The sequence below is a fragment of the Nocardioides sp. genome (genome assembly GCF_036274455.1).
Classification (GTDB): domain Bacteria; phylum Actinomycetota; class Actinomycetes; order Propionibacteriales; family Nocardioidaceae; genus Nocardioides.
Genome location: NZ_DASUFR010000137.1, coordinates 1 through 21,071, shown reverse-complemented (window position 1 = coordinate 21,071; position 21,071 = coordinate 1). Strand labels below are relative to the sequence as shown.

The window sequence follows — 21,071 nt, the reverse complement described above, 5'->3', positions numbered from 1 at the left end:
CCAGCACTCTCGGCGCAGCGCAGATCGCGCGACCCGAGAGGAGCACCACCGTGAACGCCATCACCACCACCGAAGCCACCGAGCCGGTCACCACCACGGACATCCCGTGGGACCGGCTGCGCGGCACCGTCGCCGGCCGGCTCCACCTTCCCGGCGACCCCGACTTCGCCGCCGTGAGCACGCCCTGGGTCGTCAACGTCCCGCAGCGGCCCGCAGCCGTCCTGGAGGTCGCAGACACCGGGGACGTCGTGGCCGCCGTACGGTTCGCCGAGGAGCACGGCGTCGCGGTCACCGCCCAGCCGCGCGGCCACGCCGCCCGGACCACGCTGGATGACACCCTCCTGCTCCGGACCCGGGCGCTCGACTCCATCGACGTCGACATCCAGCGAGGTACGGCGCGGGTCGGCGCCGGCGTGAAGTGGGGCGAGCTGATGGCCCGCCTCGACGGCACCGGCCTGGTCGCCCTGTGCGGCAGCAACCCCGACCCGTCGGTGGTCGGGCTGACCCTGGGCGGCGGCGTCAGCTGGTTCACCCGCAAGTACGGCTTCACGGCCAACAGCGTCGTCAGCTTCGAGGTCGTCGGCCCGTGCGGCGACCTGGTCACGGTCACCCGGGCCAGCGACCCGGACCTGTTCTGGGCGCTGCGTGGAGGCGGCGGCGACTTCGGCATCGTGGTGTCGATCGAGCTGGCCCTGATGCTGGCGCCCTCGGTCCACGGCGGCAAGCTGATGTGGGCGGTGGAGCACGCCGCAACGGTGCTGAAGGCCTTCCGCGACCTCGCCCTGACGGCGCCGGACGAGCTCACGGTGTGGGGCCACGTCTACCACTTCCCGCCGCTGCCGGACCTGCCCGAGCCGATCCGGGGCCGCTCGTTCGTCGGTGTGGCGTTCACCCACCTGGGGTCGGCCGCCGAGGCGGAGGCGCTGATCAAGCCGCTGCGGGACGCCGCCCCGGTGCAGCTCGACCTCGTGGGGCCGGTGCCGCCGAGCGCGATGGGCGAGGTCGCCCAGGAGCCGACCGAGCCGATGCCGTCGCTGGAGTTCGGGACCCTGCTGACCGGCGTGGACGATGCGGCGATCGACCGGATCGTCGCCGTCGTCGGCGACCGGGAGCGTTGCCCGCTGATCGTCACCCAGCTGCGCGGGCTCGGCGGCGGCTTCGCCCGGACCTCGCCGGCCGCGGGAGCCGTCGCTGCGGTGCAGGAGCCGTTCCAGCTGTTCGCGGTCGGCGTCCCGGCGGTGCCGGAGCTCGAGGCGCCGATCCGGGCGGCGTTCGGGGCCCTGGCCGGCGCGGTGGACGGACTGGCCACCGGCCACGCGATGCCCAACTTCACCCCGGACGGCTCGCCCAACTCGGTCTGCTACCCGCCCGAGACCCTCGAGCGGCTCCGCCGGATCAAGCTGGAGCGTGACCCGCGGGGCACGATCCGCAGCAACAAGCCCGTGCTGGGCGAGTGAGGGAAAGCGGCACCGTCCGCCGGGCAATACCGGCTCGGCGGCCGGTCGGCTGCGAGAATCGGCGTCATGTGGCAGCCCGAGCCGGGGTGGCACCCGCTGCCCGGCGGGACCGGGACGTCCACGGTGGGTGTGTGGCGCACCGTGCTCGGAGGCCGGCCGGTCGCGGTGAAGCGGTTGGCCCGGCCCACGCCGGGGGACCCCGCGGAGCTCAGCGAGCCGGGTCACTTCGCCTACTGGCGGCGCTCCGCCGACGTCGTCATCTCCCGCCTCGGGCTGGAGTCGACGCCGGGGCTGCGGGCGCCGGTGCTGACCTCGGTCGAGGAGGACGGCGAGGGGATCACGCTGGTCCAGGACTGGGTCGAGGACGCCGCCAACAGCGGCCTGTTCTGCGCGGTGGCGCTGGGCCGGTTCGCCGGCGCCGAGCTCGGCGACCACGCCTGGCTCGCCCGCAACCAGCTGCGCGACCGGATGGTCCGGGTCGAGCGCCGGGGTGGCTGGCCGACCCTGGCTCGGACCACCGTGGCCGACGTGGCCGACCACCTGTGGCGGCGGCGTACGGCGCTGCTCGACGAGCTCGACGAGCTGCCGCAGGTCGCGCAGCACGGTGACCCCGCGCCGGTGAACCTGCCCGGCCGCCATGGCGACGACGTGGTGGCGATCGACTGGAGCAGCGTGGGACACGGTGCGGTGGGCCACGACCTCGGGCTGTTCATGCTCGGCGCCCGCGAGGAGTTCGAGCCGCTGCTCGACGCCTACCTGCTGGGGCTGCCGGCCGGGCTGGCGACCCGCGACCAGGCCGCCCAGGGCGCGCGGGTCTCCGCGGTCCTGACCGCGCTCAGCCGCGCCGAGTGGGCGCTGAGCCGGGTCGCCGGCGGCGAGGGCGCGCTGGCCGGGAAGTACCGCCATCCCGCGGTCGCGCCCTATCTGCGCTCGCTGCAGCGGCAGTTCCCGCAGATCGAGGCCCTCGTCGGCTGAGCGCTGGTCGGCGGGGGGCTCAGAGGTTGTTGGTCGAGAACGTGTCGCACTGGTTGATGTTGGTGGCGTTGTAGCCGGTGGTGAACCACCGCATCCGCTGCTCGGAGGAGCCGTGCGTCCACTGCTCGGGGTTGACGTCCCCGCCGCCGCGCCGCTGGATGTAGTCGTCGCCGACGTCCTTGGCCGCGTCGAGGGCCTCGGTGATGTCCTGCTCGTCGATCGCCTGGAAGATCTGGACGCCCTTGGTGTCGGTGGTGCCGGTCGCCCCGCGGGTCCACATGCCGGCGTAGCAGTCGGCCTGGAGCTCGAGCCGCACCGAGTCGCTGGTCGGCCCCTGCTGGGTGCGGACCCGGCCCATGGTGCCGAGGAGGTTCTGGATGTGATGGCCGAACTCGTGGCCGATGACGTACGGCTCGACGAAGTCGCCGCCCTGGCCGCCGAGCTGCCCCTCGAGCACGTCGTTGAAGAACGTGGTGTCGAGGTAGATGGTCTGGTCGGTCGGGCAGTAGAACGGGCCGACGTCCTTGGTCGCGTTGCCGCACCCGGTCGAGGTCGCGTCGGTGAAGGTCTTGATCTGCGTCGGCTGGAGCTGCTTGCCGGTCTGCGCCGGCAGCACCTTCGCCCAGTAGCTCTCCAGCGACAGCTCCACCGCCTTGCGGGCACAGTCCTCGCTCTTGTTGGCGTCCGCGCCGCTCAGGCACTTGTCGTAGCGGTCGGTCGTCTCCTGCGGGCCGGCCGAGCCGAGCCCGCCGCCTCCGCCGGCGAGCTGCACGATCACGAAGATGATGATCACGACGATCGTCGTACCGATCCCGCCTCCCGAGATCGCGCCCATCGGGAGATTGCCCAGCCCGCCGCCGCGGCTTCCCCCGCCGCCCCGGACGTCGGTGACGTGACCGCCGCTGATGTCGGCCTTGGGGTTGAAGCGCACGCCGCAACACTAGGGCCCCTAAACTAGGTGGAGCCATGATCACCGCCCACCAGCTGGAAGTACGCGCTGGGGCGAGGCTCCTGATGGCAGACGTCAGCTTCCGGGTCGGAGCGGGTGACAAGGTCGGGCTGGTCGGGCGCAACGGCGCCGGGAAGACCACCCTGACCCGGATCCTTGCGGGCGAGGGGCTGCCGGCCTCGGGCCGGGTCGACACGACCGGGTCGGTGGGCTACCTGCCGCAGGACCCTCGCACCGGCGACCTCGACGTGCCCGTCCGCGAGCGGATCCTGTCCGCCCGCGGGCTCGACGACGTCGTACGCCGGTTGCGTGCCGCCGAGGAGGAGATGGGCTCGCCCGACCCGGCGGTCCGCGACCGGGGGATGAAGCGGTACGCCGCTGCGGACGCCGAGCTGCACGCCGGCGGCGGTTACTCCGCGGACGCAGAGGCGGCGCAGATCGCGTCGTCGCTGGGCATCCCCGAGCGGCTGATGACCCAGCCGCTGCGCACGCTGTCGGGCGGCCAGCGGCGCCGGGTCGAGCTGGCGCGGATCCTGTTCTCCGGGGCCGAGACGCTGCTGCTGGACGAGCCGACCAACCACCTCGACGCGGACTCGATCGTGTGGCTGCGGGAGTTCCTCCGCGCCTTCCGCGGCGGCCTGGTGGTGATCTCGCACGACACCGCACTGCTCGAGACGACGGTCAACCGGGTCCTCCACCTCGACGCCAACCGTGCGGAGATCGACGTCTACAACGTGGGCTGGAAGCAGTACCTCCTCCAGCGCGAGACCGACGAGCGGCGCCGCCGGCGCGAGCGGATGAACGCCGAGAACAAGGCCAAGACCCTCACCGACCAGGCCAACAAGATGCGCGCGAAGGCCACCAAGGCCTCGGCGGCTCAGCAGATGCTCAAGCGGGCCGAGAGGCTGCTCGCCGGGGTCGAGGGCGAGCGGGTCGCCGACCGGGTGGCCCGGATCAAGTTCCCCGCGCCCGCCCCCTGCGGCCGGACGCCGCTGACCGCCGCGGAGCTGTCGAAGTCCTACGGCTCGCTCGAGGTGTTCACCGACGTCGACCTGGCCATCGACCGCGGCTCGCGCGTCGTCGTGCTCGGCCTCAACGGCGCCGGGAAGACGACGCTGCTGCGCATCCTGGCCGGCGTCGACCAGCCCGACACCGGTGCGGTGATCCCCGGCCACGGTCTCAAGGTCGGCTACTACGCCCAGGAGCACGAGACCCTCGACATCACCCGCACGGTCCTGGAGAACCTCCAGTCCGCCGCACCCCAGCTCACCGACACCGAGGCCAGGTCGGTGCTCGGGTCGTTCCTGTTCTCGGGCGACGACGCGTCGAAGCCGGCCCGCGTGCTCTCCGGCGGCGAGAAGACCCGGCTCGCCCTGGCTGCCCTCGTCGTGTCGTCGGCCAACGTGCTGCTGCTCGACGAGCCGACCAACAACCTCGACCCGGCCTCCCGCGAGGAGGTGCTGGCGGCGATCCGCTCCTACACCGGCGCGATCGTCCTGGTCACCCACGACGAGGGCGCCGTGTTCGCGCTCGAGCCGGACCGGGTGCTGCTGCTCCCCGACGGCGACGAGGACCTGTGGAGCGAGGACTACGCGGATCTCGTCGCGCTGGCGTGACTGCGCGTTGAATCGGGAGTTCCGTCGGTTGAGTCGGGACTTCCGCCGGTCGATTCCGTACTTTTCTCCGGACTCGACCGGCGGAACTCCGGATTCAACGGTCGGGGGCACGACCTAGGCTCCTCGCATGACCTTGACCGCCGACGAGATCACCGCTGCCGGGCTGCACCTCGACATCAGCGACGCGGTGGCCACGGTGACGCTCAGCAGGCCCGACAAGCGCAACGCGCAGACCCCGGCGATGTGGCACGCGCTGGCGGCGGTCGGGCAGCAGCTGCCCGAGACCACCCGGGTGGTGGTGGTCAGGGGAGCTGGGCACAGCTTCAGCGCCGGGCTGGACCGGGCGATGCTCGACCCGGAGACCGGGGACGTGGCGCGGCTGCTGGGGCTCGACGACGACGCGATCAGCGCGGCCATCGAGGGCTACCAGCAGGGCTTCACCTGGCTGCGGGACCCGCGGTTCGTGAGCATCGCGGCGGTGCAGGGCTACGCGATCGGGGCCGGGTTCCAGCTGGCGCTGAGCTGCGACCTGAGGGTGGTCACCGAGGACGTCCAGCTCTCGATGAAGGAGCCGGCGCTCGGGCTGGTGCCCGACCTGACGGGAACAAAGCCGCTGGTGGAGGCGGTTGGCTACCAGAGAGCGCTGGAGATCTGCGCGACCACCCGCATGGTCGGGGCCGAGGAGGCCGTGGCGATCGGGCTGGCGCTGACCGCCGTCCCGGCCGACAAGCTGGAGACGACGGTCGCGGACCTCGCCGCGGCGCTCACCGCCAACGTCGCCGGGGCCGTGGCCGAGACCAAGAGGCTGCTGCTGTCGGCGCCTGAGACGGGCTTCGAGACCCAGCGGCGGCTCGAGCGCGAGGCACAGGTGCGCCGGTTCCGTGAGCTGGCCCAGATGATGACGGCAAGTCAGGAGTAGCAGATGTCGATGCACGGACCCGGAGCGGGGGTCGCGTGGCGGCACCTGCGCTCCGACCGCAGCGTCGTCAACAACCGGATCGACCGGCGTACGGTCGCCCGGGTGTTCCGGTTCGCCGGACCGCACAAGGCGCTGATCAGCGCCTTCCTCGCGACCACCGTCGTCGGAGCCGGGATGGTGGTCGTCACCCCGCTCCTGGTCCAGCGGATCGTCGACGACGGCATCCTGAAGGGCGACCGGGCGCTCGTCGCCTGGGTGGCCGTGGCCATGGCCGGGGTCGCGCTGTTCAGTGCGCTGCTCAGCATCGTCAGCGGCTGGCTCTCCAGCCGGATCGGCGAGGGGCTGATCTTCGACCTCCGCACCCGCGTCTTCGGCCACGTCCAGCGTCAGTCCCTGGCGTTCTTCACCCGAACTCAGACCGGTGCGCTCGTCTCCCGGCTCAACAACGACGTGATCGGGGCGCAACGCGCGTTCACCTCGACCCTGTCCAGCACCGTCTCGAACACGATCGCAGTGGTCGTCGTCGGCATCACGATGCTGGCGCTCAGCTGGCAGGTCACCCTGCTGTGCCTGGCGCTCTTCCCGCTGCTGTTCCTGGTCAGCAGGTTCGTGAGCGGCCGGATGGCCGGGCTGACCCGACAACAGATGGACGGGAACGCCGACCTCGGCAACGTGATGACCGAGCGGTTCAACGTCGGCGGCGCGATGCTGCTCAAGCTGTTCGGCCGCCGCGCCGAGGAGGACGAGCTGTTCGCCGAGAAGGCCGCGGTGGTCCGCGACCTCGGCGTTCGCATCTCGGTGACCACCAGCATCTTCGGCGCGGCGATGATGACGGTGCCGGCCCTGGCGACCGCACTCGTCTACGGCGTCGGCGGCCAGCTCGCGATCAGCGGGACCCTGACCGTGGGGACCATGCTGGCGCTGGCCACCCTGCTGCTGCGGCTGCTCGGGCCGCTGCAGGGGCTCTCCAACGTCCGGATCGACGTGATGACCGCCCTGGTCAGCTTCGAGCGGGTCTTCGAGGTGCTCGACCTGCCCAGCCTGATCCAGGAGAAGCCGGACGCCGTCTCGCTGCCCCGAAGCGCGAGCAGCGTCGAGTTCGACCATGTTGCCTTCACCTACCCCAAGGCGGACGACGTCAGCCTGGCCTCGCTGGAGGCGGTGGCGCGGGTCGAGTCACGCGACCACGTCCAGGTGCTGCACGACGTGTGCTTCACCGCGGAGCCCGGCCAGATGGTCGCGCTGGTCGGCCCGTCCGGCGCCGGCAAGACCACGATCACCCACCTGGTCGCGCGGCTGTACGACGTCGACGCGGGCGCCGTCCGGGTGGGCGGTGTCGACGTCCGCGACACCACCCTCCAGTCGCTGGAGGACGTGGTCGGCTACGTCACCCAGGACGCCCACATGTTCCACGACACCATCCGGACCAACCTCCTCTACGCCCGACCGGGCGCGAGCGACTCCGAGATCTGGGACGCCCTCGAGGCCGCCCAGATCGCCGGCCTGGTCCGCGGGCTGCCGGACGGGCTCGACACCGTCGTCGGTGACCGCGGCTACCGGCTCTCCGGCGGCGAGCGCCAGCGGCTCGCGATCGCCCGGCTCCTGCTCAAGGCGCCCGCGATCGTCGTCCTCGACGAGGCCACCGCGCACCTCGACTCCGAGTCCGAGGCCGCCGTGCAACGTGCGCTCGACGCCGCGCTCGAGGGCCGCACGTCGCTGGTGATCGCGCACCGGCTCTCCACGGTCCGCAACGCCGACCTGATCCTCGTCGTCGACGGCGGCCGGGTCGTCCAGTCCGGCACCCACCGCGAGCTGCTGCTCGCCGGGGGCCTCTACGCCGACCTCTACCGCACCCAGCTGATCGAGGACGTCCCGGCGTAGCGGGTCAGTGGACCCAGAGCTGGCTCAGCAGCGGCCCGGGGGTGACGTCACCCTTGCGGTAGTTGCCCACCCGCTCGGAGGTCAGCCAGTACCTGACGAAGTTGGCGGTCGCGATGAAGGGTGCCTCGTCCGTGATGGTCCGGTCGATCCTGGTCCACATGCGGAGGGCCCTTCCTGGCTCGGACTGGAGCAGGGCTGCAGCCTTCGAAGCCAGGCGGTCCAGCTCTGGGTTGCAGTAGTTGAGCGGGAAGGCGACGCTACCGTCGCTGGTGGCACAGGCGACGATCCCGTAGAAGGTCGAGGGCACCGGGTAGTCGGCGGCGAAGACGCTGCCTCCTCCGACGTCGAAGTCGCCGGCGGGGTCGTTCAGAAGGCCGAAGCTCTCGTCGCCCTTGGGCAACCGGCGGACGGTCACGCGGTATCCGAGGGAGCGCAGGACCGTCGCGAGGTAGGGAGGAAGACGGTCGCCGTCGCCGACGACGTCTGCGACCTTGACCTCCATGCCTCGGGTCCCGGATGCGTCCACGAGCGCCTGCGCCCGGGCGAGGTCGGGACCGCTGTAGTCCCCGGTCGGTGGACCGTCGGTGTAAGGACAGTACTGCTGGTACGACGGCATCCCGGGCGGCATGAGCTGGCAGGTGAGGTGGGACTGGTCGGGACCTCCGAAGATGTCGATCACCTTGTCCCGGTCGACCGCGAAGTTGAACGCGCGACGGGCCAGAAGGTTGTCGAACGGGGGGCGCGAGGAGTTCAGGGCTGTGAACGCGGTCCCCTCCAGGACGGAGTGGTAGAGCCGGGTCGGTGCCGTGACCGCGAGGCCCGCGTCGAGCGCCGTCTGCGACTGCTGCTCCCCTTCACCCGGAACGCTGACGTCGGCGAGATCTGCTTGGCCCTGATTCACGGCGTCCGCAGCCTGGCTCTCGCTGGTCGCGAACCGCCACGTGATGGTGTCGGGGAAGCCGGCGGGCTGGGCGGGGACCGACCATACGTGGAACGACGGGTTACGGGTCAGCGTCAGCGCCGTATCCGAGTCCCCGGGCACGATCTGGTAGGGACCGGTGCCCGGCACCGGTGCCTTGAGCTTGCCTGTGGGAGTCCCGGGCGGCGTCGGGGCGACCAGCATCGTGAGCTTGTAGAGAAACTCCGGGTCCGGCTTGACCAGGTGGAACGTCACCCGGCCCGCGGCGTCGTCGGCGACGACTCCCTTGCTGAGGTCGCAGGACGGCCAGTGCTTCGTGCAGGCCTTTCCTCCAACGATGCTCCAATAGAGATCCGATCGTGCTGCATGGGGGTGCAGAGCGCGAAGGACACCTAGTGCCACGTCGGACGCCCGGACGTCGGCACCTGTGGCGTACCTGATCCCGGGCCGGAGGTTGAAGATGTAGGTCCGACCGCCGTCGGTGGACTCTGGCACCGAGATCGCGAGGTCGGGGACGAGGATCTGAGGCTCGGCGTTCGAGTAGTGCAGCGCGAGCAGGCCGTCGTACACGATGCGGGTCGCCTGGCCGGTCCAGATGTCGTAGGAGCGCGCCGGGTCGATGTGCCTGAAGTCGGCGTACTCCCACGGCTCGACCATCGTGATGCGAAGCTCCCCACCGAGATGGCTGGAGTCGGCGAAGGCCCCGGAGGCGACCCACAGGTGCCCGTCGGCGACCGCGAGGCTGTTCACGGGCGCGCCGAGGTCGACTCGGTCCACGTGGGTCGACTCGCGGTCGATGCGAGCGACGTCGCCGGCGTACTTCTCGGCCACCCAGACCTCGGCCCCCAGGACGGCGAGGGCTGTGGGTCCGCCGCCCAGGTCGATCTGGTGCGGGCGTTCGGTGGCCACGTCGATGCGGGTCACGGTCTGGGAGAGCTCGTCCGCCACCCAGAGGTCGTCGCCGGCGCGGACGATGCCGCGCGGCCCGGAGCCCACCCGGATCGACGACGTCGTCGCCCCGGTTGCAGCGTCGATCTGCAGCACCGAGCCGCTGCGACCGTTGGCCACCCACACGGAGGTCTCGCCCACGGCCAGCCCGTCCGGGCCGTCGTCGACGTTGATCGCCTTGTCGGGGACCCCGGTGGTGGTGTCGATGCGCTGGATCGTGTTGTCGCCGCTGTTGGCCACCCAGAGACCGGCCGGGCCGGCGACGATCGCATCCGGGCGGGTTCCGACGTCAACGGTCTGAACCATTTCGTTGGCCTCGATGTTGATGTGGGTCACGGTCCCGTCGCCGAAGTTGGTGACCCACAGGTCGTCGCCGGTGACGGCCAGCGCGCGCGGATCGTCGCCAACGGGAATGGTCTGCTCGACCGCGCGAGTCGCCGTGTTGATCCTCGTCACGCTGTTCTCGCTGGGCGTGACCGCCCAGATCGCTCCGGGACTCGACGCGAGCGCGATGGGGTTCGTGTCGAGCGGCACCGAGGCGAGCACCTTGCCGGACGCATCGAGCTCGCTGACCGCATTCGGCAGCACCTCGGCCGAGGCGGGCGGCGCCCCGGCGACGGGCAGGGCCGCGCCGCCTGCCAGGACGGCGACGGCGGCCCCGATGGCGGCCAGTCGCCGGCGGGGTGCGCGAGTCGTGGGCGCCGCGGCATGCACGGGCTCGACTGGTAGTGCCGCGACCCCGCCGGCGGACGGAAGGGCTCTAGGAGGTGGGCTCCAGTCGAGGGACGGATCCTGGCGCAGGACCTGGTTGTTCAGCTCCTGCAGCGGGGGGCTCGGCTCGATGCCGAGCTCCGTGTCGAGCACTGAGCGCAGGTCGCGGTAGGCCGCCAGTGCGTCGGACTGCCGGCCGCAGCGGTAGAGCGCGAGCATCCGCTGGGCGTGGAGCCGCTCCCGCAGCGGGTGGTCGGCGATGAGCGTGCCGATCTGGGCCACGACTGCGTGGTGGTGGCCCCGGTCGAGCTCGGCCTGGACGCGCGACTCGAGCGCAGAGGCACGCTCCTCCTCGAGGCGGGCCCGGACCGGAGCCACGAAGTCGTAGTCGGCCAGGTCCGCGAGGACGTCGCCGCGCCAGAGCGAGAGCGCCTGGTCGTAGAGCGTGACGGCTCGCTCCGCGTTGCCCTGTTCCAGGGCGGCGTCCCCAGCCGCGACCAGCTCCTCGAACCGGGTCGCGTCCACAGACCGTCGGTCGACGGCCAGCCGGTAGCCCCCGGGGGAGGTGACCAGGACGGTCGCCGGTGCGCCCTTCGGCCGGCCGGGCTCGAGCACCTGGCGCAGGTGGAAGACGTAGGACTGCACGCTGGTGACGACACCCGAGGGCGCCGGGTCGCCCCACACGCCGTCGACGACCCGTTCGACCGAGACCGCGTGGCCGGCTTCGCAGGCGAGCATCGCTAGGATCGCGCGCTGCCGGCGGCCGCCGAGGGACAGTGCCTCGCCGTCGCGGGAGGCCTCGAACGCGCCCAGGAGGCCGAACTCCAGCGCCCCGCGTGTCATCTCGGATCCGCTCATGCGCGCCACCTGAGGTCTGGCTCAGCGTAGCCGTCGCCGAACCTAGGGGTCAGCCGTTCTGGCCGGGCAGCGGGACGTCCCGGCCGCTGGGCGCCAGATACTGCGGCTCGCCCGAGTCACCGGGCTGCAGGGTCTTGCGCTGGTCCAGCAGCCTCTCCGACGAGTCACCGGGAGGCTCGGCCCACGGCGATGACGTGGCTGCCTTCCCGATGCTCGCCGGAGCCTGGCTGGCGTGCTCGCTGCCACATGCGGCCGTGAGCGCCAGCAGCGACGCCGCTGCGACCGCCAAGGAGGCGCGGCCGAGCGAGCGGGTGCGGATCGAACCGATGGTGGTGATGGTCATGGCCTTGCTCCAGTTCTCGACGTGACCGCCTCGGGATCGAGGCGGTGTCGAGATCAGAGCGGTGGCCGCTTGGAGGCGGCTTGACTCCTGGTTGGAGCGCCTTGGAACGCGGTCACTCCACGGCTTCGTGCCCCATCACGCGCTCGGCGAGCACGATGTCGCCGCTCCAGTGGCAGGCGGCGCAGTAGCAGACGAAGACGCGGTCGGCGCCGATCCAGTACTCCACGGCGAGGCCGCGACCGCCGTCCGCCAGCGCCAGGGGGGCCGCGCACGACGGGCAGAAGCGCGGGGCGTCGCGGCGGTGGGAGTCCGCGTCCGCCGGGAAGTAGCCACGACCGACGTCCAGCCCGAAGGACTGGTCGATCCCGCGCGGCGAGGTGCTCATGTCTTCTGCCGGCCCTCCCAGGCGGTGATGTGCAGCTTCTTCAGCGCGTCGGCCTGCGGGCTGAACCGGCTCGAGGCCATGTCGATGAAGTCGAGCGCGAACTGCGGCCCGGCGTCGAACTTGTTCTTCTCGCACGGCAGGTCGATCCGCTCGTGCGGCTCTCGGATCGTGCCGAGCGGGTCCTCGCCGGCGGCGACCTTGGCCATCTCGGACTTGAACATCCGGCGCAGCATCGTGACCCCGACGTCCGACCGGCCGAGGTGCTCGACGGTGCGGTCGGTGATCGCGCCCTGGGTCACCCAGGCCATGATGTCCTGGCCCTCGACGTAGTCGGTGCGGTGCCGGCCGTCCTCGTTGAACACCGGGATGTTGTAGTCCGGCACCACCGGTTGCTCCGGGAACTCGATCCCGTCCGGGGCGTGGACCGAGTAGAGCATGAACCGGGTGGTGGTCCGGTCGATGGGCACCCGGATCTGCATCTGCTCGATGTTCGCGCCCCCGACCCGCATGTTGTAGGGGAACACCAGCGGGTGACCGACCGCCCAGTCGTCGTCCTCCTCGGTGGCCCCCTCGACGACGCGGCGCTTGATGATCCCCCACTCGAAGGCGTCGAAGCCGACCTTGACGTGCTTCTTGGCGAACGACGCGGGCGCCTCGAAGCCGTGCTGCTGGCCCACGAACTGGAAGTAGCGGCCGTGCAGGAACTCGACGTGGTGCGGGTCGACCGCGTTCTCCATGATCTGGACGAAGTTGCACGGCAGGTCGGCCCAGCCGATGTCGCGCACGCCGTCCATCACGAAGACGTCGAACCGCGGCAGCTCCGGCGCGGGCATCGGTCCGACGTACCCCCAGACCAGGCCGCCGAGCTCCTGGGCGAGCCCCGCCTTGGCGCGGACCCGCTCGCGGAAGTTGGTCTCGTCGCGCTCGGCGGGCTGCTCGAGGCACTCACCGTCCAGGCCGAAGAGCCACCCGTGATAGGGGCAGCGGAGGCCGTTGGACTCCACCACCCCGTAGGCCATCGACGCCCGGCGGTGCGGGCAGGCCTCCGGCATGATCCCGTAGCGTCCCGAGGCGGTCTTGTAGACCGCCCAGTCCTCGCCGAGCAGCCGGGCGTGCTTGACGGGGAACTCCTCGAGCTCGCGGGTGAACGCGACCGGGTACCAGTAGCGGCGCAACAGCTCGCCCATCGGCGTGCCCGGCGCGATGTCGGTCAGCTCGTCGTTCTGCTCGGCAGTGAGCACGGGTGTCTCCTGGTGGGTGCGGGGGAGTGGTCAGAGGGGTTCAGTCGAGGACCGTCACCGTTCCGGTGTTGCCGTCGACCCGGAGCCGCTGGCCCGTCTTCACGTTCTTGGTGCCGAACGCGGTGCCGGTGACGGCGGGGAGGCCGTACTCGCGGCAGACGATCGCGGCGTGGCTCATGATCCCGCCGACGTCGGTGACGGTCGCGGCGATCTTGCCGAAGACCGGGGCCCACGACGGTGCGGTGAGCGGCGCGACCAGGATCTCGCCCTCCTGGAGCTCGCCGATCCCCTCGGCGGAGAAGATCACCCGGGCCGGTCCCTCGGCCACCCCCGGCGACGCGGCGAACCCGTGCAGCTCGCCCTCGGCGTCGTCGGCCCCGCCCAGCCAGGCCTTGACCGAGTCCGAGGTGATGCCCCAGAGCATGACGCTGAACGGCTCGGTGATGACCTCCGGAGGTACGCCGAGCGCCGGCGGGGCCGACCAGGAGCGCAGCGCCTGCATGATCCCCTGGCGCCGGGGGATCTCGCGGCCCCAGTACGCCGGGCCACGCGCGGGAACTCCGACCGCCCAGCCGTGGAAGTAGTCGAAGATCGCGTCCGGCACCTCGGTGCGCCGGAGCAGGAAGATGTCGTCGGCCTGCTCCCAGAATCCGGCGTCGCTGAGGATCTGGCCGAGCTGGCGCATCTTGCGCCAGACCAGGGACATGCCCCAGTGCTCGACGTAGAAGTTGTGGTTCTCGACGTAGGGGAAGACCACCCGGGCCAGGCCGAGCTTGCCCTCGAAGGTCGCCCGCGCCTCGTCGTCGTCGATCAGCTCGGAGTACTCCGCCACGATCCGGTCACGCTCGGCCTCGACCGCGTCGATCGGCCGGGCCAGTGACTCACCCCGCTGCAGCTGGGCGACGTAGGACTCGATGAAGTTCATCGGGATGTCGGGGTAGTCCGCCCACACCCGGTCGGAGTGGTAGAAGCCGGAGCCGGAGGAGAAGTTGAACCACGGGTGGTGGGCCTCCTCCCACGCCTTGGTCCACTGCATGCCGGGCTCGTCGGCGCCCATCGCCGCGAGCGTCGCGGCGGCGTCGCTGCTGATCCGGTCGCCGACCCCGAGGTCGACAGCGAGCTGGGCGAGCTTCTTCAGCTCCTCGTCGGGCCGGAACAGGTCGACCTCGATGCCGGCGACCATCTTGGCGATGGCCTGGTCGGGGATCGAGGGCCACAGCTGCTTGCAGAAGCCGAAGAAGTCGAGGTACGCCGCGTAGCCGAGGTTGAGGAACTCGAAGTGGTGTGCCCACAGCTTCGCGGTGAGCTGCACGAGCTTGTCGTACTCGAACATCATCAGCTGGCCCGAGCCGATGCCGCGGCCCTCGGTGATCACGGACATGTCCTCGCGGTGCGGGAGCGGCTGGAAGTCGACCGCCTCGAGCTCGGCGATGACGCCCTTGATCTTGTCCATCCAGGCGTCGTAGAGCGTGGGCCAGTTGGCGAAGTAGTAGCCGGCGCGCTCGGCGAACTCCGGCACCCGGGCCTCGATCTCGGCCGGGTCGGTCACCGGGACGGGGGAGAGGTACATGTGCCCGTTGAGGTAGCGGATGTCGACGCCCAGCGCCGGCGGGATCACGTAGTGGCGCGTCGTGTACTGCCCCAGGAAGATGATCGCGAAGTCGAGCACGGTGGCGTCCCAGGGCTCGAGCGCCTCGGGCGTGTGGACGCCGTCCATGAACCAGAACATCGAGTCCTCGAGCTCTCGCCGGTCCTCGCTGAAGACCGCCGAGTAGGGGTAGAGCTCCTCCCAGCCTTCGGCGCCGGTGGGCGTCACGACCTCGAACGGGCTCGGGAAGCGGTCGGGCATGGCGTACTCCTCGTCGGTCAGCGCTGTGGTGTCAGTGCAGGTGGACTGTCTGGGTTCCCGAGGGGTGGAGCAGGTTGTGCACGATGGAGGCGTAGGTGTCCCGAGCCACCTCGTCCACCTGGGTCTTCTTGCGGCTCCAGACCGTCTCCGGTCGGCTCTGGAGCAGGACGACGTTCTCGCCCTCGGGCAGGTGCGGGTCGATGGCCCACTCCACGTCCTGGGGCCGGCCGTAGTGCTTCTCGGCGCGACGGGCCAGGGCCGCGACGGCGCGGACCTCCTCGTCGGACAGCGACGGGGCGGTACGCCGCTCCGGCTCGACCGCGCGCTCGACGACCCGGTCCGCGCCGTCGAGGACGTGCTCGACCGCCTTGTCCGAGATGGTCCGCTCGGTGATCTCGCCGACCACCTTGTCGACGAGGAAGTTGTCGGGGGTGACCGAGCCACTGACCACCGCCTCGCCGAGCCCCCACGACGCGTCGATGGCGACCTGGGAGCGGTCGCCGTTGCGCGGGTTGAGGGTGAAGGCCACCCCGGAGGTGCGCGGCATCACCATCTGCTGGACGCCGACGCTCATCGCGGCGCCGTCCTCGGCGTACCGCATCTGGCGGCGGTAGCAGATGGCGCGCTCGGTGAACAGGCTCGCCCAGCAGCGCAGCACGTGCTCGCGGACCCCCTCCGCCGAGCGCACCCACAGGTAGGTGTCGTGCTCGCCGGCGAAGCTCGCGTCGGGCTGGTCCTCGCAGGTGGCCGACGAGCGCACCGCCACGGGCAGGTCCGCCTGACCCGAACGCTCCGAGAGGGTGCCGTACGCCGCGTCGAGCTCCTCGACCAGCCACTGCGGGAGCGGCGTGCCCGTGATCATCTCCCGCGCCTCGGTCGCGACCCTCCCGAGCGCCGAGGGGTCCGTGACGTCGAGCTCGGTGACCATCCGGGCGAGCGTCGACTCGACGCCGGTCTCGGCGAGGGCCCGGCGGTAGGCCGCAGCGGTGATCGCGAACCCCGGTGGGACCGGGAGGCCGGCCATCGTCAGGATCCCCAGGCTGGTGTTCTTGCCACCCAGGACCGGCTCGAGCGCGGGGTCGTGACGGTCGAACCAGGCGATCTCCACAGCCGCATCCTGTGGCCACCGTCACCGGGACAGGCAAGAATGTCCCGCGGAGCGGGACAACACACCCCGCTCGCCGAGGGGGTAGGACCGTGGGCGCCGTGGAGCAGACCCGATCGCCGCTGCTCTCGTCGGTGCGCAACGCCGCCCGCGTGCTCCGCGCCTTCTCCCACGCCGACCAGGAGCTCGGGGTGACCGAGCTGAGCCGGCGGCTCGGGCTCGGGAAGAGCACGACCCACCGGCTGGTCGCCACGCTGGAGGCGGAACGGCTGCTGGAGCAGGACCCGGCCACCGGCAAGTACCGCCTCGGGCTCGCGCTCTACGAGCTCGGTACCACCGTCACCGAGCACGTCGACCTGCACCAGGCCGCGCTGCCGGTGCTGACCACGCTGCGCCACCGCACCGGCGAGATGGTGCACGTCGCGGTCCTCGACGGCCTCGAGGCGGTCTACGTGGAGCGGCTGGAGAGCCCGTACATGCTCCCGGTCTTCCGCCGGGTCGGGCACCGGCTCCCGGCGCACTGGACCAGCTCCGGCAAGGTCCTGCTGGCCGCGCTGCCCCGGCTCGAGCTCGAACGCCGCCTCAAGGGTGCCCAGCTCGACGCCAGGACCAGCCACACGATCACCGACCAGCGAGCGCTGGTCCGCGAGCTCGAGCAGGTGGCGAGGCAGGGCTGGGCCTCGAACTTCGAGGAGGGCGAGCTCGGCGTGAGCTCGGTGGGCGCTCCGCTGCGCGGTGCGGACAACAAGGTGATCGCCGCGGTGACGGTCGTGGGCAGCAGCGAGCGGATCAACGAGGCCACGCTGCGCCGCTACCGGGCCGCGGTGCTCGAGGCGGCGGCGGTCATCAGCCGGCGGCTCGGCTACCGGGGGCGGATCCGCGCCTAGGGCGTGAGTTGTCACGCCCCGACCCGTCACACAACCCGCCGTCGCGTTCTACCACTGGCGGGAGGGCGAGGCCGCCTACCTGCCGCTGACGGTCGACGTCCTGCGCTTCACGGGCGGGGCCATCACCGAGATCACCACGTTCCACGCCGACCGGTTCCCGCGGCTCGGGGTGCCCGAGCGGCTGCCGGCATGAGCGGTGCCGGGGCCCCTCGCACCTCCCAGCCGCACACACCGGCTCCGGGGTCTCCTCATCACCGTCGAGAAAGTTCGCAGACCGATGTCGAAAGCTGGGCCTTAGGTTCGACGTAGGTGCGACAACCAGCCCCGAGCAACCACCAGGAGTGATGCAAGATGCCACGTTTCATGGGATTCGTGCGGATGGAAGAGGGCGTCGGGACGCCGCCGCAGTCTCTGTTCGAGGCGATGGACGCCTACATCGGCGAGCGCGCCGAGAGGAAGGTGTTCCTCGACGGCGGAGGCCTCTTCGGCACCGAGGACGCGGTCAACTTCGTGGTCCGCAACGGTGAGGTGAGCCGGGTCGACGGGCCCTACGCCGAGGCGAAGGAGGTCGTCGGCGGGTGGGCGCTGCTGCAGTACGACACGGTCGAGGAGGCCATCGCCGACCAGCTGGAGTTCGCCGAGCTGCACGCGAAGCACTGGCCCGAGGTCACCGTGGTCGCGACCCTGCGACAGATCTCCGAGGGCCCCGAGGCACCCGGCGACTGACCGGGGGCTCACTACGCTGGCCCAGTGCCGGCGACGCCCAGGACGGACGACCCGAATCGGGCCGTCATCGCCGCGTGGCGGGCCGAGTCGGCTCGCCTCGTCGGCGCCCTCACCAGGATGACCCGCGACGTCGGGCTGGCCGAGGACCTCGCGCAGGACGCCCTGGTGGCTGCGCTGGAGCAGTGGCCCGTGCACGGCGTACCGGACAACCCGGGCGCCTGGCTGATGACCACCGCGAAGCGGCGCGCCATCGACCACTTCCGGCGTGCCGAGAACCTGCGCCGCAAGGTCGGAGAGCTCGAGCACGCGGCCGGCGGAGAGGAGGCCGCGATGGCCGACCTCGACGTCGACCACATCGAGGACGACGTCCTGCGGCTCGTCTTCCTCTCCTGCCACCCCGTGCTGACGCCGGAGTCCCGGGCCGCGCTCACGCTGCGCCTGGTCGGCGGGCTGACGACCGCCGAGATCGCGCGTGGGTTCCTGGTCAGCGAGGCCACCATGGGCCAGCGGATCTCGCGGGCCAAGAGGACGCTGGCCGAGGCGCACGCCGAGTTCGAGCTGCCCACGGGTGCCGAGCGGACCAGGCGGCTCGACGACGTCATGGCCGTCGTCTACCTGATCTTCAACGAGGGCTACACCGCCACCGCCGGTGAGGACTGGATGCGTCCGGACCTGGCGAACGAGGCGATCCGGCTCGCGCGGATGCTGGCCGCGCTGGCGCCCGACGAGCCCGAGGTGCTCGGGCTGCAGGCGCTGCTGGAGCTCCAGGGGTCGCGGATGGCGGCCCGGCTCGACGAGCACGGCGCGCCCGTCCTGCTGGAGGACCAGGACCGGACCCGCTGGGACCAGCTGCTGGTCCGGCGCGGCCAGGCGGCCCTGCGCCAGGCCGAGGCGCTCGCCGCGCGTGGGAGGCCGGTCGGGAAGTACTTCCTCCAGGCGTCGATCGCCGCGCAGCACGCCCGCGCGCAGCGCGCCGAGGACACCGACTGGGCCCGGATCGCGGACCTCTACGACGTGCTGACCGGCGCCGCTCCCGGCCCTGTCGTCGAGGTGAACCGAGCGGTGGCGCACGGCCGGGCCTTCGGTCCGGGCGCGGGGCTGGCCGTGCTGGAGGAGCTCGGCCCGGATGCGCTCGGTGACTCGCCGCTCGTGCCGGCGGTGCGCGGAGACCTGCTCGAGCGGGCCGGGCTGCACCAGCAGGCCGCGGAGGCGTTCATCGAGGCGGCTCGGCGGACCAGGAACGAGGGCGAGCGTGCGGTGCTGCGCCGTCGGGCGGAGCTGAACGCGGGGCGCGCGCGAGGCTAGTGGATCGACCGCTGGCCGCCGGCGTCGAGGTGCAGGACGCCGCCGTGCATGACATCGGCCTCGGGGTCGAGCAGCAGCGCCACCGCCCAGGCGATCTGGTCGACCGTCGGCAGCCGCCGCAGCGAGGTGCCCGCGGCGTACGACGCCCACTGCTCCTCGAAGCTGACGCCCTTCTCGTTCGCGGCGCGCTCGACGAGGGCGTGCAGCCTCGGCGAGTCCGTGGGACCCGGGACCAGGGTGTGCGTGGTGACCCCGCGCGGACCGTAGACGTCGCCGAGCTGCCGCATCAGGTTGAGGACGCCCGCGTTGATCACCCCGGGGCCGGCCGATGACGGCTTCGGCTCGATGCCGAGGGTGCCGGCGAACATCACGATCCGGGACCCGGGGACCAGCCGCGCGTCGGCGGCGCGGACCAGGCGCAGCAGGCCGCCGAGCTTGATGTCGGCGCCGCGCGCCAGGTCGGACGGCGCGACGGTCTCGACCGACCCGGCGATCGGCAGGCCTGCGGCGAAGACGACCATCCGCACCGGGCCGTCCAGCGCGTCGCGAATGGTCCCGACCGCCGCGTCCTCCGCGATGTCCGCCACGCAGGGCCGCACCCCCTCGACCTCGGCGGCGAGCGCGCCCAGCTCGGCCTCGTGCCGGCCCACGCCGAGCACCCGCTGCCCACGCGCCACCAGCCGTTCGGTGACCGCACGCCCGAGGGTGCCGGTGGCGCCGACGACGACACAGAGGTCGGCAGCCGTCTCAGCCATCGGAGCTCATCGGATAGCCGCGTCCCGCGTAGTCGAAGCCGACCAGCTCGTTGACGGTCACGTCGCGGTCGGCGGGCGCCGCGTAGTAGGCGCGGATCTCGGCGATCCGGCCGCTCTCGGGGTCGAACACGTACCACTCCACGCCGCGCAGCGCCGTGCCGCTCGCGTTCTTCCAGTGCGTCCACTCCATCACCGCCTCCGGCGAGTCGTGGCTGACGACCACCCGGTCCACGGTCCACTGCGAGCCGAGCGTGGCGACGCACTCCTGCCAGCCGCGGGCGATCCGCTCCGCCGACCGCCACGGGACGCCGGGCAGCCCGGGTGGGAAGTAGTGCACGGCGTCCGGGGTGAAGCACGCGACGAGCGCGTCGTGGTCGGCGGCGTTGCAGGCCTCGAAGTAGCGCCGCATCAGGGCCTCGTAGTACGCCGGGGTGCGCTGCGTCGTCACGGGGCGGCGCGCTCGACGGCCGCGGCCGCCCGGGCCTCCACCTCCTCGCGGCGGGCGACGCTGGCCGGCACGCCGCCGATGCCCCACGCCTCCGGTGGGAACTGGGTGATGTAGGTCCGGACCCGCTCGATGGGGGTGTCCACGACCTCGGCGACCAGCTCGGCGAGCCGGCGGTGCAGCTCCTCGATGACCTCGGGCGGGCGGCCCTCCATCAGGTCGACGCGAACCAGTGGCATGTCAGTCTCCCTTCACCCGAGGCCGAGCCCGAGCCGCCAGCGCGCCTCGGCCACGGCCCCCGCCCGGTCGTCGTACCGGACCTCGATCGTCTGCAGCCCCGCGGCGATGCCGCCGGCGACGTTGACCGGCATGTCGTCGAGGTAGACCGTCTCCCCGGCGGGCACGCCGGCGGCGGCGACGGCGAGGGCGTACGCCTCGGGCGCCGGCTTGAGGACGCCGGTGGTCGAGCCGTCGACCACGACGTCGAAGTGCTTGAGCCACTCCTGGGTGTCCACCCACGCCTGCCCGTGGAAGTCGGTGAGGTCGTTGGTGAGCGCCACCACCGGGAGCCCCGCGGCCCGGGCGTCGACCATCAGGTCGACCAGCTCGGCGTTGACGTACTCCGACTCCGGGCAGTCGTAGAGCAGGGTGATCAGGTCGAGGGTGGTCCACCCCTCGTGGCCGAGGACCCGGCCGATCTCCACGGCGCGCTGCGCCCAGTAGCCGCGCTCGGTGACCTCTTCGCGGAGCATCGCCTGCCACAGCTCGTCACCCGAGCCCGCGAAGTCGGTCTCCCG

At 71.8% G+C, this 21,071-nt stretch carries 19 protein-coding genes; 8 read left to right on the top strand and 11 right to left on the bottom strand.

Going from position 1 to position 21,071, the window contains the following annotated elements; genetic code table 11:
- Positions 1-50 precede the first annotated feature (50 nt).
- Together VFV89_RS13365 and VFV89_RS13360 are read left to right on the top strand one after the other, a co-directional pair.
- Entirely contained in the window at positions 51-1,457 is a 1,407-nt protein-coding gene (locus VFV89_RS13365; RefSeq protein ID WP_329706443.1) for an FAD-binding oxidoreductase, read from the top strand.
- A gap of 66 nt (positions 1,458-1,523) precedes the next feature.
- A complete protein-coding gene (locus tag VFV89_RS13360) occupies positions 1,524-2,432 on the top strand; it encodes a phosphotransferase (RefSeq protein WP_329706442.1) in 909 nt (302 codons plus the stop codon).
- Positions 2,433-2,451: 19 nt separating this feature from the next.
- Here the strand turns inward: VFV89_RS13360 and ypfJ are convergent, their stop codons facing one another.
- Entirely contained in the window at positions 2,452-3,363 is a 912-nt protein-coding gene (gene ypfJ, locus VFV89_RS13355; protein ID WP_329706441.1) for a KPN_02809 family neutral zinc metallopeptidase, read from the bottom strand.
- A gap of 35 nt (positions 3,364-3,398) precedes the next feature.
- Here ypfJ and VFV89_RS13350 point away from each other — a divergent pair, with 35 nt between their 5' ends.
- From VFV89_RS13350 to VFV89_RS13340, 3 genes are all read left to right on the top strand, one after another.
- Positions 3,399-4,997, top strand: coding sequence for an ABC-F family ATP-binding cassette domain-containing protein (locus tag VFV89_RS13350; protein ID WP_329706440.1), 1,599 nt, complete (start codon positions 3,399-3,401; stop codon positions 4,995-4,997).
- A gap of 127 nt (positions 4,998-5,124) precedes the next feature.
- Entirely contained in the window at positions 5,125-5,916 is a 792-nt protein-coding gene (locus VFV89_RS13345) for an enoyl-CoA hydratase/isomerase family protein (protein WP_329706439.1), read from the top strand.
- Between the two features lie 3 nt (positions 5,917-5,919).
- Entirely contained in the window at positions 5,920-7,797 is a 1,878-nt protein-coding gene (locus tag VFV89_RS13340; RefSeq protein ID WP_329706438.1) for an ABC transporter ATP-binding protein, read from the top strand.
- Between the two features lie 4 nt (positions 7,798-7,801).
- Here the strand turns inward: VFV89_RS13340 and VFV89_RS13335 are convergent, their stop codons facing one another.
- From VFV89_RS13335 to VFV89_RS13310, 6 genes are all read right to left on the bottom strand, one after another.
- Positions 7,802-11,233 (bottom strand): BTAD domain-containing putative transcriptional regulator, encoded by a 3,432-nt coding sequence (locus VFV89_RS13335; RefSeq protein ID WP_329706437.1) that lies wholly within the window; start codon positions 11,231-11,233, stop codon positions 7,802-7,804.
- Between the two features lie 49 nt (positions 11,234-11,282).
- Entirely contained in the window at positions 11,283-11,576 is a 294-nt protein-coding gene (locus tag VFV89_RS13330) for a hypothetical protein (protein ID WP_329706436.1), read from the bottom strand.
- 112 nt (positions 11,577-11,688) lie between these two features.
- The gene (locus tag VFV89_RS13325) at positions 11,689-11,961 is read right to left on the bottom strand and encodes a hypothetical protein (protein ID WP_329706435.1); all 273 of its coding nucleotides are present in this window, start codon (positions 11,959-11,961) and stop codon (positions 11,689-11,691) included.
- Complete coding sequence (locus VFV89_RS13320; RefSeq protein ID WP_329706434.1) at positions 11,958-13,202, bottom strand: Rieske 2Fe-2S domain-containing protein; 1,245 nt, start codon at positions 13,200-13,202, stop codon at positions 11,958-11,960. Before VFV89_RS13320 ends, VFV89_RS13325 begins: the two co-directional genes overlap by 4 nt.
- A 40-nt stretch (positions 13,203-13,242) precedes the next feature.
- Complete coding sequence (locus tag VFV89_RS13315; protein ID WP_329706433.1) at positions 13,243-15,051, bottom strand: PEP-utilizing enzyme; 1,809 nt, start codon at positions 15,049-15,051, stop codon at positions 13,243-13,245.
- A gap of 31 nt (positions 15,052-15,082) precedes the next feature.
- Complete coding sequence (locus VFV89_RS13310) at positions 15,083-16,159, bottom strand: PEP/pyruvate-binding domain-containing protein (protein ID WP_329706432.1); 1,077 nt, start codon at positions 16,157-16,159, stop codon at positions 15,083-15,085.
- 98 nt (positions 16,160-16,257) lie between these two features.
- On the opposite strand from VFV89_RS13310, the gene VFV89_RS13305 reads away from it, so the two are divergent.
- The 3 genes from VFV89_RS13305 (at position 16,258) to VFV89_RS13295 (ending at position 19,074) form a co-directional block, all read left to right on the top strand.
- On the top strand, positions 16,258-17,043 hold the full coding sequence (locus VFV89_RS13305; RefSeq protein ID WP_329706431.1) for an IclR family transcriptional regulator: 786 nt from the start codon (positions 16,258-16,260) through the stop codon (positions 17,041-17,043).
- Between the two features lie 378 nt (positions 17,044-17,421).
- Complete coding sequence (locus VFV89_RS13300) at positions 17,422-17,769, top strand: hypothetical protein (protein ID WP_329706430.1); 348 nt, start codon at positions 17,422-17,424, stop codon at positions 17,767-17,769.
- A gap of 24 nt (positions 17,770-17,793) precedes the next feature.
- Positions 17,794-19,074 (top strand): RNA polymerase sigma factor, encoded by a 1,281-nt coding sequence (locus VFV89_RS13295; protein ID WP_329706429.1) that lies wholly within the window; start codon positions 17,794-17,796, stop codon positions 19,072-19,074.
- Here the strand turns inward: VFV89_RS13295 and VFV89_RS13290 are convergent.
- The 4 genes from VFV89_RS13290 to VFV89_RS13275 form a co-directional block, all read right to left on the bottom strand.
- Positions 19,071-19,829, bottom strand: a complete 759-nt coding sequence (locus tag VFV89_RS13290) for an SDR family NAD(P)-dependent oxidoreductase (protein ID WP_329706428.1) — start codon at positions 19,827-19,829, stop codon at positions 19,071-19,073. The genes VFV89_RS13295 and VFV89_RS13290 overlap by 4 nt on opposite strands.
- Positions 19,822-20,277, bottom strand: a complete 456-nt coding sequence (locus VFV89_RS13285) for a nuclear transport factor 2 family protein (protein WP_329706427.1) — start codon at positions 20,275-20,277, stop codon at positions 19,822-19,824. Before VFV89_RS13285 ends, VFV89_RS13290 begins: the two co-directional genes overlap by 8 nt.
- A complete protein-coding gene (locus VFV89_RS13280) occupies positions 20,274-20,513 on the bottom strand; it encodes a tautomerase family protein (RefSeq protein ID WP_329706426.1) in 240 nt (79 codons plus the stop codon). The genes VFV89_RS13285 and VFV89_RS13280 overlap by 4 nt, the downstream gene beginning before the upstream one ends.
- 12 nt (positions 20,514-20,525) lie before the next feature.
- Positions 20,526-21,071: HAD-IA family hydrolase (locus tag VFV89_RS13275; RefSeq protein ID WP_329706425.1), on the bottom strand; the 546-nt coding region annotated here is incomplete at its 5' end.